This window comes from Paenibacillus bouchesdurhonensis (genome assembly GCF_900155685.1).
In the GTDB taxonomy this organism is placed as follows: Bacteria; Bacillota; Bacilli; order Paenibacillales; family Paenibacillaceae; genus Fontibacillus; species Fontibacillus bouchesdurhonensis.
In genome coordinates, this window is record NZ_LT732548.1 from 1,526,971 (window position 1) to 1,542,052 (window position 15,082).

The following is a 15,082-nucleotide window of genomic DNA, read 5'->3' on the forward strand; positions in this document are numbered from 1 at the left end:
ATATAGATAAAACGAGCGATGATTTGGGCCATTCAATAATATGGGATGCGAATCATGTTTGGAAATGCTGAAAGGAGGTATCATTCTTGGCTGATCAATCCTATGGTCTGAGGTTTGATATTTATGAACGAGTTCATTTATCGGAAGATGTAGTTGGAATTGAAGAATTGGAGGAAATAGAGCTCTTTCCTAAAATCCAGGTCATCCCGGGCGAGGAGTATGCCGCGCTTCGTGGTCATTTGCTGCTGTCTGGGCTTTACCGGGGACAGGGGGAGAGCTGCAAGCTGGAGCACTGGATTCCGGTCGAAATTACAATTCCTCTTAGCCGGGTAAACAAGCTGGAAGAGATCGCAGTTGAAATTGAGAATTTTGACGTAGATCTGCTAAGTGCTCGCAGCTTGAATATTACCGGAGTTTTGTCGTTGCAAGGCATTGAGACGACGACATTGACGGGAAGCGGAGAATGGAAAGACAGCGAATTCATTGCAGCGCATGAATCAGGGCAGAATAATCAGGGCGAGGCTGATTTTGCAGAGGATTTGCCTGCGAGAGCATGGACGGAAGAGGCAGATGCAGAGGAGCAGGGGGATGAGCACGTACGGTCGCTAGAATCTTCACTATCGGAATTCAGTGAGGAAAGTACTCCTGAATGGGATAATTCATTCAAATCTGCAGATCTGTCGGAACTCCCGGAGGCTGCACATCAGAACGTTATTTCCTGGACGGAGGATTCGCCGCTTTCCGCCTCCACGCTTTGGACGGACAAGGAGCCTATTATAGCTAAGACTGCGGACGATGAGCGGGATGGAGAGCAGTATAACTTAGGAAATAATGCCTGGTTCAAGGAAGAATATGCTGAGCGCAGATACGCAGAAGCCGCATCTGGACAGGACGACAATGCCGTAGGGGTCGTACAGGCTGTTCCAAGAGAATTGGATTCTTCAGAGCTGCAGGAGCCTGAGTTGACATCGGAAGCCGCTTCCTCTGCTGCCCCTATCGAAGCGGAGACGGTGGAGGAATTTGTTCAGGAAGAGGCAGATTCAGAGATTCGCCCCCAGCCTGAGGAGAAAAAAGAACTTAAAATAGCCTTGAACAGTAAAAAGAGCGATGACGCGGCGCTAGGAGATGACATTGGCATAAGCAAACTGTTATCTGTCCCCCGCCCGAACAGAGACCCCGTGAGCTTGCTGGAGCAGGAAGAAGGAAATGAGAAGCCGGCGGCAGAAGGCCAGGGCGATGAGGATGAAGAGGTTCGTTGGAAAAACCTTTTTATCGGTAACTCGGAGGATCAGTCCCCGTTTCGAAAAATCCGGCTTGTCATCGTTCAGCGCGAAGAGACTTTGGATGAAATTGCGGAGCGTTACAATCTCAGCACCCGGGAGTTGCAGCTCTACAACCGGCTAGCCGAGCACAGTTTAACAGAAGGCCAAGTGTTATATATCCCATAAAGAGCTGCCTCGGGTTTATATAAATTTATACTAAATCTATTAGACTGCGCGAATTACGCGCAGTTTTTTGATGTGAATTTTAGGCTTGATTAAAATAAAATGGAGAATATCCTTGTATTATTTTTACTATTTATGGTATATTTGTGTCTAGATGGTGAACAGTGTGTTTTTTGGCAATTGTTTGTCGTCTGTAATCTCTTTTTAATGTCGTTTCGTCGGATCATCCGCCCGCGTAAATGACAAAATACTTAACGGAAGGAGTGGAAAGCGAAGCTGTTTTCTAGTTTGAAGTTAATTTTAGGATGAGTTAAGAAAGGAGAGTAGGGTACGACGGATCAAATAGCATAAATTTCGAAAGGCTACATTTTGAGAGCGCATACATTTCCCAGGCGAATGGCTATAATCTATGAAAATTTATTATAGGAGCTGAAAGAAATGGTAAAACACTTGCCCAAACGAACTGCAATGTTAGCATTAATCTCGGCATTGGTTATCACGATGTTCTCACCTTTTGGGAGTCAGAAGATTCAAGCGGCGGAGCCTCATGTAGACAATCCGTACGTTGGCGCGACAAAATATATCAACCCAGACTATGCTACTTTGATTGATTCATCTATTGCTCAAGTAAGCGACGCTACGTTGAAAGCAAGAATGGAGACCGTCAAATCCTACAACACTTACGTTTGGCTCGATCGCATCGCAGCGATTTATGGCGGAGAGAACAATGGCAATCGCCGCAGTCTGGAGGGACATCTGGATGCTGCCCTAGCCCAGAAGCAAGGCAACACACCGATCGTTGCCGAGTTCGTCATCTATGATCTGCCCGGCCGCGATTGTCATGCTCTTGCATCCAACGGAGAGCTGCCCTTGACGCAAGCAGGCCTGCAAACGTATAAAACGGATTATATCGATGTAATTGCTGATATATTCTCTAATCCTAAATATCAAGATATTCGGATCGTTACGGTTGTTGAACCGGACAGCCTTCCGAACCTGGTTACTAACCTTAGCACCCCAGCATGCGCGGCAGCTAACACTAGCGGCATTTATGTTGATGCTATTAAATATACACTTAATAAGTTGGCTGTCATTCCTAATGTGTACACTTATGTGGATATCGGCCATTCTGGATGGCTCGGTTGGGACGATAACCGCCAAGGAGCGGTTCAGCTTTATACGCAAGTGGCTCAAGCTACCAATGCCGGCTTTGCCAGCATCGACGGCTTTGCTTTGAACACGGCGAATACGACGCCTTTGGTAGAACCGAATCTGCCGGATCCAAATCGCAATGTGAATGGAATGCCGCTCAGATCCTCCAGCTTCTACGAGTGGAATCCGTATTTCAGTGAAGCTGAATTCGCAGCGGGCCTATATTCCGGCTTCGTGTCCGCGGGCTGGCCGAGCAGCATCGGCTTTATTATCGATACCTCACGCAATGGCTGGGGCGGCCCTAACCGACCGACCAGCGCTATTGGCTCCACGGTGGATGAGATTGTAGATTCAGGCCGTGTGGATCGCCGAGAGCATCGTGGCTTGTGGTGCAACAATAGTGGGGCTGGAATGGGAAGAGCGCCAGAAACCGCTCCATCTGGATTTGCAGCTTCTCATATCGATGCATTTGTCTGGGTCAAGCCTCCGGGTGAATCTGACGGCTCCAGCTCTGAAATACCGAACAACGAAGGCAAAGGGTTCGACCGGATGTGCGATCCAACTTATCAAACTCAGTACGGAATTTTAACGGGTGCGCTACCTGACGCTCCAGTATCCGGCCACTGGTTCCATGATCAATTCGTGATGCTTGTTCAAAACGCGTATCCGGCTATTCCGACAAACGGCGGGGGAGATCCGGTAGATCCGCTTCCAACGGCACCGGCTGCACCAGAAGGCTTAAGCGCTACGGCTGGCAACGGGCAAGTATCCCTGAGCTGGGACGCTTCTGAAGGGGCAACCAGTTACACCGTCAAACGTTCCACGACGAACGGCGGGCCTTATACAACTGTAGCTGCTCTTAGCGGCACGAGCTATACGGATTCTGCGGTCACTAACGGAACAACGTATTATTACGTGGTCAGTGCAGCGAATAGCGTCGGTTCCAGCGCGAATTCAACCCAGGCCTCAGCGCTTCCGCAAGGCGGAGGAACGAATCCGAATCCGTCGCCAACCGGGGATTTAGTCGTCCAATACAAATCTGGCGATACGAATGCAACCGATAACCAAATAAAACCGCATCTCAACATTGTTAACAACGGAACGACGCCTGTGGCACTAAGTGAGTTAACACTCCGTTATTACTTAACGGCGGATGACCAGTCACTGCAATTCAATTGCGATTGGTCGATGATCGGGTGTACGAATCTAACTGGTACATTTGTAAAGATGAGCGAAAGTAAGGCCGATGCGGACAGCTACTTGGAAATCAAATTCAACGCTTCGGCTGGAACGCTTGCGGCAGGAGGAAGCACGGGCGATATCCAAACCCGCAGTCATAGCAGCAATTGGACGAATCTAAATGAGAGCAACGACTATTCCTATGATCCTACCAAAACGTCCTATGCTAATTGGGATAAAGTGACGCTATACCAAAATGGAACACTGGTATGGGGAAATGAACCTTAATGAATGAGCGGGAACGGCGTCTTATGGCGCCGTTTCATTTCACTATGGGCTGTTTTCAAGGAATGAATTAAATCCATAAGGAATGGGGGAGCACGGATGTTTGCTGCTAGAAAGCGCATTAGTCTGGCGATGGTTTTTGTCCTGTTAGCCACAATAGGGCTAGGCTTATATCCTGGGGGCAAAACGCTGGGTCAAGCTACTGCCGCATCGGCGAATTTATTGACTAATCCCGGCTTCGAATCTGGAACGACAAGCGGGTGGGAAGGAACGGCGGGGGCCAACACGGGAAACGGAGCCAGCAATACGGGGTTTGAAGGCTCTTATAGAGNTTTCAAGGAATGAATTAAATCCATAAGGAATGGGGGAGCACGGATGTTTGCTGCTAGAAAGCGCATTAGTCTGGCGATGGTTTTTGTCCTGTTAGCCACAATAGGGCTAGGCTTATATCCTGGGGGCAAAACGCTGGGTCAAGCTACTGCCGCATCGGCGAATTTATTGACTAATCCCGGCTTCGAATCTGGAACGACAAGCGGGTGGGAAGGAACGGCGGGGACAGAAACGGTAAGCGTGGCTAGCAATCCGGTTTTTGAAGGCTCTTATAGCGCTCTAGTTGAGGGGAGGCAAAGCGAGTGGCACGGTATAGCCCAAAGCCTTCTCGGTAAGCTTGCGCCAGGACAAACCTATGATATTACCGCCTCTGTACGTCTGAAAAGTGCATCTAGTGGGCGGGTATTACTCACGATGCAGCAAAGTGACGGTAGCGGCGATGACTACCTTAGGGTAGCTGAGTCCCCTGTGACAGATAATGCATGGAGCACATTAAGGGGCTCTTTTCTATACGAGCCTTCGGGGACGGTAACGTCGCTGAAGCTGTATTTTGAAGGCCCGGGGGCAGGCGTGGATTTTTACGTAGATGATGTTGTAGTGGTGGAAAGATCCGCGATCGATTGGAAAGCAGAAGCTAATGCCCAGATCGATCAGCTGCGCAAGGACGATGTGCAGATTTTGGTAACCGATGAGCAGGGTCGTCCGATATCGGGAGCAAATGTCGAGGTACAGCAAACCAGACATGGTTTTCCCTTCGGCTCGGCGATGAGCAGCACGGTGCTGTCTAACAGCCAATACAGCAATTTTTTCAAGGATCACTTCAACTGGGCTGTATTCGAAAATGAATCGAAATGGTATTCCAATGAAACCAGCAAAGGCAATGTCAACTATAGCACGGCTGATCGCATGATGGAGTTTGCCGAAGCGAACGATATCACGGTACGGGGTCATACGGTGCACTGGGAGGTTGAACAATATCAGCCTAGCTGGGTTAAAAACTTGCAGGGCAGCGAGCTGCGCCAGGCGATGGATGACCGGATCACTAGCGTAGTCAATCATTTCAAGGGAAAATTCGTTCATTGGGATGTGAACAACGAAATGATGCACGGAAGTTTTTTCAAAGACCGGCTGGGAGCATCGATTTGGCCTTACATGTACCAAAAAACGAAGGAGCTTGATCCGGATGCCAAGCTGTTCGTGAACGATTATAACGTGATAAGCCAGCCCGGAGACAATGATTACAAGCTTCATATCCAGGAGCTGCTCAGCGAAGGAGCGCCCATCGACGGCATCGGCGTACAAGGGCACTTCGGGGCAACGATTGATCCGATCGTGGTGAAGCAGAGACTGGATAATTTGGCGACTCTGGACTTGCCGATTTGGATAAGCGAGTACGACTCTACCCAGCCTGATGAGAATATAAAGGCGGATAATCTCGAAGCGTTATACAGAACCGCTTTCGGCCATCCAGCTGTAGAAGGTATCGTGATGTGGGGGTTCTGGGCCGGAAACCACTGGCGGGGCGCTGATGCGGCGATTGTAAACATGGATTGGTCTCTGAATGCAGCAGGGCAAAGATACATGGAGCTGATGGATGAATGGACGACGTCTGAGTCCGGCACAACATCGACCAATGGCCAATATGCTTTTAGGGGATTTCATGGAACGTATGACGTGACTGTAACAAAGGACAACCTCCGTGCGAAAAAATCCTTCGAATTAGTGCCGGGAGACGGCGCGCTATCCGTATCCGTTCAGCTTAAGGATTCCGGCGGCGACCCCGGGCCCGTTCCTACGGGAGACTTGAAGGTGCAGTACAAGGCCGGGGACACGAATGCCACTGACAATCAGTTCAAGCCCCATTTCAATATCGTAAACAGTGGCAATGCCGCAGTTTCGTTAAGCGAATTGACCCTTCGCTATTACTTCACGACAGACGGGAATGATGCTCTCGTATTTAACTGTGATTGGGCCGTTGTCGGCTGTTCGAATCTCAGCGGTAAATTCGTCAAACTGGATACAGCGACAGAGAATGCCGACGTTTATTTAGAAATTAGTTTCAATGCATCTGCAGGCGCCATTTCTGCGGGAGGAAGTACCGGGGAAATACAAACGCGCAGCCATAGAAGCAACTGGACGAATTTAAACGAAAGTAATGACTATTCCTTTGACTCTACAAAAACCTCATTTACAAATTGGGAGAAAGCTACGCTATATCGAAACGGGACGCTAGTTTGGGGAAACGAGCCCCAATAAAATTAACGAATGAAAAGAGGGAGCAGGAATGATTGGCTTTATGGATAGTTCGAGAAGCAATACACGGAGCTTTATAAAAGTAACCGCGATAGTACTCATTCTCATGCTGGCTATATCCGTCTTGATACCGGCGGGGGTTAACGCGGATAGCGATCCTAGCCCAATCCGGGTGAACCAAATCGGTTACTTGCCCGGAGCCAAAAAAATAGCCACGATCGTCAGCAGCTCGACATCGCCGCTTTCCTGGGAGTTGCGGAAGGCAGGAGGCAGCGTAGCCGCCCAGGGACAGACGCATGTATATGGTCAAGATCAGGCTTCTGCCGATCATATTCACCACGCGGATTTTTCATCCATTACGGAACAAGGGACTTATAAATTATGGGTTTCGGGGTTGGGAGAAAGTATACAATTTGCAATTGATGGAGACTTATACCCGAACTTGCCGAATGAAGCAATGGAATATTTCTATTTCCATCGAATGGGAATGGATATTGAGGCGCAATATTTGAGTAATTCAGCCTTTGCCCATAAAGCGCTGCATCCGGGGGACGGCTCGGTTGGCTGTTTCAACAACTGGTGCGGAAACGAAAGGCTCAATGTGAAAAATTCCTGGGCGGACGCGGGGGATTTCGGAATCTATCCCGTGAATCAGGCAATATCAGCTTGGACGCTGCTGAATCTGTACGAGCGTTATCCAGCAGTGTTCCCGGACGGTTCCCTTAACATCCCGGAGAGCGGGAACGGAATTCCCGACATTCTCGATGAAGTTTTGTTCGGCTCTACTTTTATGAAAGGAGTTATGCCTTCGACAGGGCTTGCCTCGCATAAAATTCATGGTGATAACTGGAGTGCGTTCCCAGTAACGAACATTGATGAGGAAAACAGCATGAATCGCCAGGCCCAGCCGCCATCTACGAATGCGACCTATGCGGTTGCCCGCAATCTCGCACATTTGGCTCGCCTTATTGAACCGTACAATGCAGCGGAGGCCGCTGAAATGTGGAGCATTGCTAAGGAGGCCTGGACAAGGGCTTCCGCTAATCCGAATGTTCTCTATACCTCGCAAACGCCGGACGCTCCGGGCGGCGGGGATTATGACGATGTTCGGACAAGCGATGACCGGTATGCGGCAGCTGCAGAGCTATATTTGACGGCCTATGCGTTCGGTGAGAGCAATGCCTCTTCCTACAAAGCAGCAGTAACTTCATCTCCACATTACGGCGAGATATCCGAGTTCGGTTGGCAGTCTACCGCTGCGACAGGAACGCTCTCTTTATTATCGGCTCCCAGCGATCTGTCCGCCTCTGATCTTCAGGCGATGAAGACGAGTGTGTTGAATCAGGCGAACGCATCGCTGTCAACGCTCAACGGGGAAGGGTATCCCGTGCTGCTGCCGGGAAACAAAGGTTATGATTGGGGCTCCAACTCCATCATTGCCAATAAAATGATATTTCTTGGCTACGCCTATGACTTTAGTCAGAATCTTGATTATTTGAAGGCGATGAATCAAGCGATGGATTATTTTATGGGTAACAATGCGATGAGATTGTCCTATATTACGGGATATGGTCAATACTACGAGACCGATACGCATGATCGTTGGGCTTGGGGCAAATACCAGAGCGGCGTCTCGTATCCGAAAGGCTGGCTGTCCGGAGGGCCAAACAACACGGTGATCAACGATTCGGCTACGCCGACGGGCATGCCTGCGGCTAAATCGTATGCACCAAAAAACACGGCGCCCGATGCTTGGGTATCCAAAGAGAATACGATTAACTGGAATGCGCCGCTTGTATGGATTTCCAAGTATATGCAAGATCATAGAGATCCGTTGGGAGGAAGTGCGAACCCGAATCCAAACCCAGACCCAGAGCCGAACCCTGATCCAAATCCAGGACCGGAAGGAGATTTGGCCGTCCAATATAAGGCCGGGGATACGAATGCTACGGATAACCAGTTCAAGCCGCACTTTAATATCGTAAATCACGGTTCTACGGCAGTGCCCTTAAGCGAATTAAGCCTTCGTTACTATTTTACCGCCGATGGAAATGAGCAAATGGAGTTCAACTGTGATTGGGCGATGGTAGGCTGCTCTAACATAAATGGTAACTTTGTCAAAATGAGTTCAGGAAAACCGACGGCAGATACCTATTTGGAAATTTCATTCAAGGCGGCGGCGGGCTCACTGCTGCCAGGCGGACAAACCGGGGATATCCAGACTCGCAATCACAGCAGCAGCTGGGTGAATTTAAATGAGAGCAATGATTATTCCTTTGATCCTACGAATAGTGTTTATACGAATTGGGAGCGCGTAACGTTGTACCATAACGGGATATTAGTATTCGGAACCGAGCCTTGATCGGCGGAACTCGCGATTGTCTTGAACTCAGGTATGCTGTAATTGCCTAAATTCGAGCTGATTCGATAAGGATAGCCAGACCAAATATTGACTCCTACTCAATTTCACGCTATGATAATAAGGATTAACTTAAAATAAATGCGTGGAAAGACATAGAACGGGAAGAGTAGGCAGTGTGCCCTTCAGAGAGCGGGATTGCAGCGCTGGAAGATTCCGCAGGATGCAGCTGGCCGAAGTCACCCGGGAGTCGCTTGTTTGAGCAGCTATGTAGCATGTAGTCGTTAGAACGGGCCGGTTGCAGCCGTTATCTGTACGAGTGTTGCGAGTTTTTCAGCTATTCTTCAGCTGTTCCAGATGAAGAGGAATCAGCTTGAAGCGAACCCGCAAAACAAAGGTGGTACCGCGAAAGTAAAGCCCTTTCGTCCTTTGAGACGAGGGGCTTTTTGTATTTTTTAAGCAAGACTATCCTGATTACGCTAAGGCAATGCTGAATTGTAACGGAGGTTGAAATTATGTCAGAGATCCAAGAGCATTCATCGGCAAGTATGCCGACAACGTATGATCCCAAGGCTGCAGAACAGAAATGGTATCGTTACTGGATGGAGGGGGGCTTCTTCAAAGCGGGACAAAGACCTGAAGCTACGCCCTACACCATTGTCATTCCACCACCGAACGTAACCGGTATGCTTCATATCGGGCATACGCTTGATTTTACACTGCAGGATATATTGATCCGCACGAAACGGATGCAGGGTTATGATGCACTGTGGCTTCCAGGTTCTGACCATGCCGGAATAGCTACGCAAACGAGAGTAGAGCAGACGCTGCGGGCAGAGGGGATTTCCCGCTACGACCTAGGTCGAGAGAAGTTTCTTGAGAAGGTATGGGAATGGAAAGAACATTACGCCGACACGATTCGCGAACAATGGGCCAAAATGGGCTTCTCTCTCGATTACTCCCGCGAGCGGTTTACATTGGATGAAGGGCTATCGGAGGCTGTACGCGAAGTCTTCGTGAAGTTGTACGAGAAGGGTCTGATTTATCGCGGCAAGTATATCATCAACTGGGATCCTGCTGCTCGCACGGCTCTCTCGGATATTGAAGTGGAATATAAAGAGGTCAACGGTCATTTGTATCATCTCCAATATCCGCTTAAGGATGGCAGCGGATTTATTACGGTAGCCACGACGAGACCCGAGACGATGCTTGGGGATACGGCTGTTGCCGTTCATCCCGAGGATGAGAGATATCGTCACTTGATCGGGCAATCGCTTGTGCTGCCGATCGTTAATCGTGAAATTCCGATTATTGCCGATGAATACGTCGATAAGGAATTCGGAAGCGGAGCGGTAAAGATTACGCCTGCTCATGACCCGAATGACTTTGAGGTTGGTCTTCGTCATGATCTGCCGCAAATTACCGTCATGGATGAAAGCGGCAAGATGAACGAGGCGGCTGGGAAATACCAGGGACTGGATCGCAGCGAATGCCGTAAAGCCATCGTGGCTGATTTGAAAGAATCCGGGGTGCTCGTGCAAATCGAGGATCACGTTCATCAGGTTGGGCACAGCGAACGTTCCGGCGCTGTAGTAGAGCCTTACCTATCGACGCAATGGTTCGTAAAAATGAAGCCTTTGGCAGAAGCGGCGATTGCTGCCCAAAAATCCGGCAAAGGAGTCCACTTCGTACCGGAGCGATTTGAAAGAACCTACCTGCACTGGATCGAGAATGTTCGCGATTGGTGTATTTCCAGGCAATTATGGTGGGGACACCGCATACCGGCCTGGTATTGCGAATCCTGCGGCGAGCTGCATGTCGCAAGAGAAGCAGTAGATACTTGCGCCAAATGCGGCGGGCATAGGCTTGTACAGGACAACGACGTTCTTGACACGTGGTTCAGCTCTGCGCTGTGGCCATTCTCCACATTGGGCTGGCCAAATGAGGACAGCGAGGACTTCAAGCGCTACTTCCCAACGGATGTTCTCGTTACCGGATACGACATCATTTACTTCTGGGTAGCGCGGATGATTTTTACCGCTCTTGAGTTTACCGAAGAAATTCCGTTCAAGGACGTACTGATGCATGGATTGGTGCGGGACAGCGAAGGCCATAAAATGTCCAAATCCTTGGGTAACGGGGTGGATCCGCTTGAGGTGATCGAGAAATATGGCGCAGATGCCATGCGTTATATGATTTCAACGAGCAGTACCCCTGGCCAGGACTTGCGCTTCCACTGGGAGCGTGTCGAGCAGGCTCGCAACTTTGCGAATAAAATCTGGAACGCCTCTAGGTTTGCATTAATGAATCTGGAAGGTGTAACATTTGACGATATCGATATTCAAGGAAAGCTGTCGACTTCCGATCGCTGGATCCTCCATCGCTTCAATGAGACGGCACGCAACATTACCCGTCTGATCGATGCTTATGAATTCGGAGAGACCGGCCGGGAACTGTACAACTTCATTTGGGATGATCTATGCGACTGGTATATCGAATTCGCTAAACTGTCATTCTATGGTGAAGATCCAGTAGCTAAAAAGAATACGCAGTCCGTTCTTGCTTACGTGCTTGACCGTACGCTGCGCTTGATCCATCCTTTCATGCCGTTTATTTCCGAGGAAATATGGCAGCATTTGCCGCATCGCGGCGAGACGATCACACTCGCGGAATGGCCGCAGTATGATCCGGCGCTAGAGGCACCGGATGCCGTGCGGGAAATGAATTTGCTGATCGACATGATCCGTTCCGTTCGGAATATTCGTGCGGAAGTGAATGTACCGATGAGCAAGCAAATCGAATTGATCGTGAAGCCAGGCTCAGCTGAGCAGCTTGATATCGTGGAGCGTAACAGCCACTATATCCGTCGATTCTGCAACACTTCGCAATATGAAGCTTCACTTGAAGCGACAGTACCTGAGAAGGCAATGACGGCGGTAGTGACGGGAGCTGAGCTATACTTGCCATTAGCGGGCCTGATCGACATCAGCCAGGAGATTGCCCGTCTTGAGAAGGAACTGACTCACCTGAACAAAGAGGTGGAGCGTGTAGAGAAGAAGCTGGCAAATGAAGGCTTCGTAGCCAAGGCTCCAGCGAAGGTCATCGAAGAGGAGCGTGCCAAAATGGCCGATTACTCTAGTAAACGTGATAAAGTGCTCGCCCGAATCGCTGAATTGAAAGGTTAGAAAACGTGTAATATCCTTAGTACAGCAGGAGCTAAAAGTCGTTAATTTCAGCTCCTGCTGTACATTTCCTTATTGCAGCAGCATTTTAGTTCAATACATTAATGAAGGTGAAAATGACATGGGGGTTAATCTTTCAAAGGAGATTCAGCTGCCGCTTACAAGCTATTCAGATGCGGTCGAATGGATCAACGGCTTAATACCGTTTGGCATCCGTCCGGGATTAGAGCGGATTGAACGGATGATGGAGCATTTTGGGAACCCGCATCGAAGACTTAAATTCATACATGTCGCAGGAACGAACGGCAAAGGCTCCTCCTGTGCTTTTTTAAGTTCAACGCTCAAGGAATGCGGATATGATGTAGGGATGTTCACTTCCCCTTACATTACGAAGTTTACAAACAGATTCCAATTCAATGGAGAGGATATACCGGAAGAGACGCTGTTAAGCTTGTCCAACCGGCTGGCTCCCGTTGTGAATGAGATCGCTGCCAGTGAACTGGGATCACCTACGATGTTTGAAGTGAGCACGGCACTCGCAATTCTATATTTTGCGGAAGTATGTTATCCCGATATCGTAGTATGGGAGACCGGGCTCGGGGGTAGAATGGATGTTACGAACTTGGTCACGCCGATCGTCTCGCTCATTACGAATGTAGGCATGGATCATACCGATATTTTAGGGGATTCCCTGGAAGAGATTGCTCGTGAAAAAGCGGGGATCATCAAACCGGGTGTACCCGTAGTGAGCTGTGCCAGCCAGCCTTCTGTTATTGCTGTTTTGCAAGAGACAGCCAAAGAGAAAGGCGCGACGCTTTACTTGCTAGGCGAGCAGTTTCATTATGATGGCGGCGGCTTAAACGGACGAACCCAGAGCATTCTTTTTAAAGGGCCTTTCCGTGACATAGATTTAGAGCTCTCAATGCTAGGCAAGCATCAATGCACGAATGCGGCCGGGGTTATGATGGTGCTTGAGATTTTGCGCCAATATATGGCCTTTGTTCTCGAGGATGAGCAGGTGCTGGCCGGATTCAAAAACGCCTTCTGGGCAGGACGGCTTGAGCAAGTGGCGGAGCAGCCGCGAATTGTACTGGATGGTGCCCATAATCCGGAGGGGGCAGAGGCGCTTGTTAGAAGCCTTCCAGAAGCGTTTAGCTATCGAAAGCTGAATTTGATGATGGGGATGCTGGCTAATAAGCATCATAGTGAATACTTGAAGCATATATTACCAATAGTGGATACGCTTATTCTGACCGAGCCCGATTTTCGCAAGAAAATGGATGCGGATTCGCTGTATCAGCTTGTGGAGCAAATGCGCGAGGATATAGCGAAGGCGGATCTGGAAGTCATTGTGGAGCGTGACTGGAAGAGTGCGCTGGCACTGCTTCAAGCACGGACGGAACGGGAGGATCTTGGGGTAGTTACAGGCACGCTCTATATGATTTCGGACGTGCGGGCAACCCTTTTGCATCAAACCGATTCTGAAAAAGGCTGGTGACTATATTGTTGAATACGACAGAACAACATGTACATTTTATCGGGATCGGTGGCTATGGAATGAGCGCTATTGCCCGCGTTATGCTGGAAATGGGCTACACCGTTACCGGATCGGATGTCGCTTCCCAGGAGTTGACGGAGAAGCTGGCGGCCAAAGGGGCAAAAATCTATATCGGACATACCAAAGAGCAGGTTCACGGGGCAGACTTAGTCGTATACTCGACAGCACTGCCGAAGGACAACGTTGAGCGGGTTGAAGCGGAGGAGCAGGGCATACCGGTTCTTCATCGTTCACAAATGCTGGCAAGATTGCTGAACGAACGTACAGGCGTAGCTGTCGCTGGAGCGCATGGCAAAACGACGACCTCCTCCATGATCGCCCTAGTGATGGAACAGTGCGGAACGGATCCCACCTATATTATAGGCGGCGAAATTATGGACATCGGTACGAATGCCAAGGCAGGTCAGGGCAAATGCGTCGTTGCGGAGGCGGATGAGAGCGACGGTTCTTTCCTCCAGTATCATCCATCGCTCGGCATCGTTACGAATATTGAGGCAGATCATTTGGAGAATTATGGCGGAGATTTCGGCAAGCTCAAGGATGCTTACGTGCAATTTTTGAATCAAATCAAGCCGGAAGGCAAAGCTGTCGTCTCCGGTGATGACCGGAATATTCGTGATTTGCTGCCTAAGCTGGAATGCCAAGTGGTCACTTACGGAATTGAGTCGGCGTGCGACTACATGGCTACGGATATCAAGCTCGGTGATCGCAAGGTTGTGTTCACGATGAACCATGGTCAGCAGCCGCTGGGTCAAATCAAACTCTCTGTTCCGGGAAGACACAATGTCTACAATGCGATGGCAACGGTGATTGTCTGTCTTGAGGCAGGCATTCCTTTTGCGGATGTTGCTGAGGCGATCCAGCATTTCCATGGGGCTAAACGCCGGTTCCAGGTGCTTGGTGAAAGCCGCGGCATACTCGTGATTGATGACTATGCGCATCATCCGACGGAGATTGAAGCGACGATTGCTGCGGCGAAGGCGACGGGCAAACGAATCATTGCCGTTTTTCAGCCGCAGCGGTATTCGCGCACCTTCTTCCTTCTCGATGCGTTTAGCCGGGCATTTGGCGGAGCGGATGAAGTGATTATTACCGATATTTACTCCCCTGCAGGAGAGAAGCAGATTGAAGGGGTCAATTCTTCGAAGCTGGTGGAGCTGATCAAGGAAAACAGCAATGCCGGTGCAAGATATTTGCCTACAAAGCAGGATGTTATTGAGGACTTGCAAGGACGGCTGCAAACTGGTGATCTCGTCATTACGATGGGCGCTGGGGATATCTGGAAGGTAGGGCATGAACTAGCCAAGACCCTTCTCTAGAAACGAATGATAAAGGAGCT

General features: G+C 49.5%; 7 protein-coding genes and 1 other annotated feature. All 7 genes read left to right on the plus strand.

All coding sequences use genetic code 11. The annotated features are described in order from the left end of the window. Positions 1 to 86: 86 nt before the first annotated feature. The 7 genes from CZ379_RS11395 to murC all read left to right on the plus strand — a co-directional run bounded on the left by CZ379_RS11395 (position 87) and on the right by murC (position 15,062). A complete protein-coding gene (locus tag CZ379_RS11395) occupies positions 87 to 1,448 on the plus strand; it encodes a LysM peptidoglycan-binding domain-containing protein (protein ID WP_110931735.1) in 1,362 nt (453 codons plus the stop codon). 435 nt (positions 1,449 to 1,883) lie between these two features. Continuing rightward, entirely contained in the window at positions 1,884 to 4,064 is a 2,181-nt protein-coding gene (locus CZ379_RS11400) for a glycoside hydrolase family 6 protein (RefSeq protein WP_110931736.1), read from the plus strand. Between the two features lie 372 nt (positions 4,065 to 4,436). Then, positions 4,437 to 6,647, plus strand: coding sequence for an endo-1,4-beta-xylanase (locus tag CZ379_RS11410; protein ID WP_110931738.1), 2,211 nt, complete (start codon positions 4,437 to 4,439; stop codon positions 6,645 to 6,647). A gap of 28 nt (positions 6,648 to 6,675) precedes the next feature. Further along, on the plus strand, positions 6,676 to 9,006 hold the full coding sequence (locus tag CZ379_RS11415) for a glycoside hydrolase family 9 protein (protein ID WP_199925578.1): 2,331 nt from the start codon (positions 6,676 to 6,678) through the stop codon (positions 9,004 to 9,006). 144 nt (positions 9,007 to 9,150) lie between these two features. Further along, positions 9,151 to 9,436 (plus strand) — a binding site (T-box leader). A gap of 82 nt (positions 9,437 to 9,518) precedes the next feature. Continuing rightward, positions 9,519 to 12,188, plus strand: coding sequence for a valine--tRNA ligase (locus tag CZ379_RS11420; protein ID WP_110931739.1), 2,670 nt, complete (start codon positions 9,519 to 9,521; stop codon positions 12,186 to 12,188). Positions 12,189 to 12,306: 118 nt separating this feature from the next. Then, entirely contained in the window at positions 12,307 to 13,683 is a 1,377-nt protein-coding gene (locus CZ379_RS11425; protein ID WP_110931740.1) for a bifunctional folylpolyglutamate synthase/dihydrofolate synthase, read from the plus strand. A gap of 59 nt (positions 13,684 to 13,742) precedes the next feature. Then, entirely contained in the window at positions 13,743 to 15,062 is a 1,320-nt protein-coding gene (gene murC / locus CZ379_RS11430) for a UDP-N-acetylmuramate--L-alanine ligase (RefSeq protein WP_407668702.1), read from the plus strand. Positions 15,063 to 15,082: the final 20 nt, after the last annotated feature.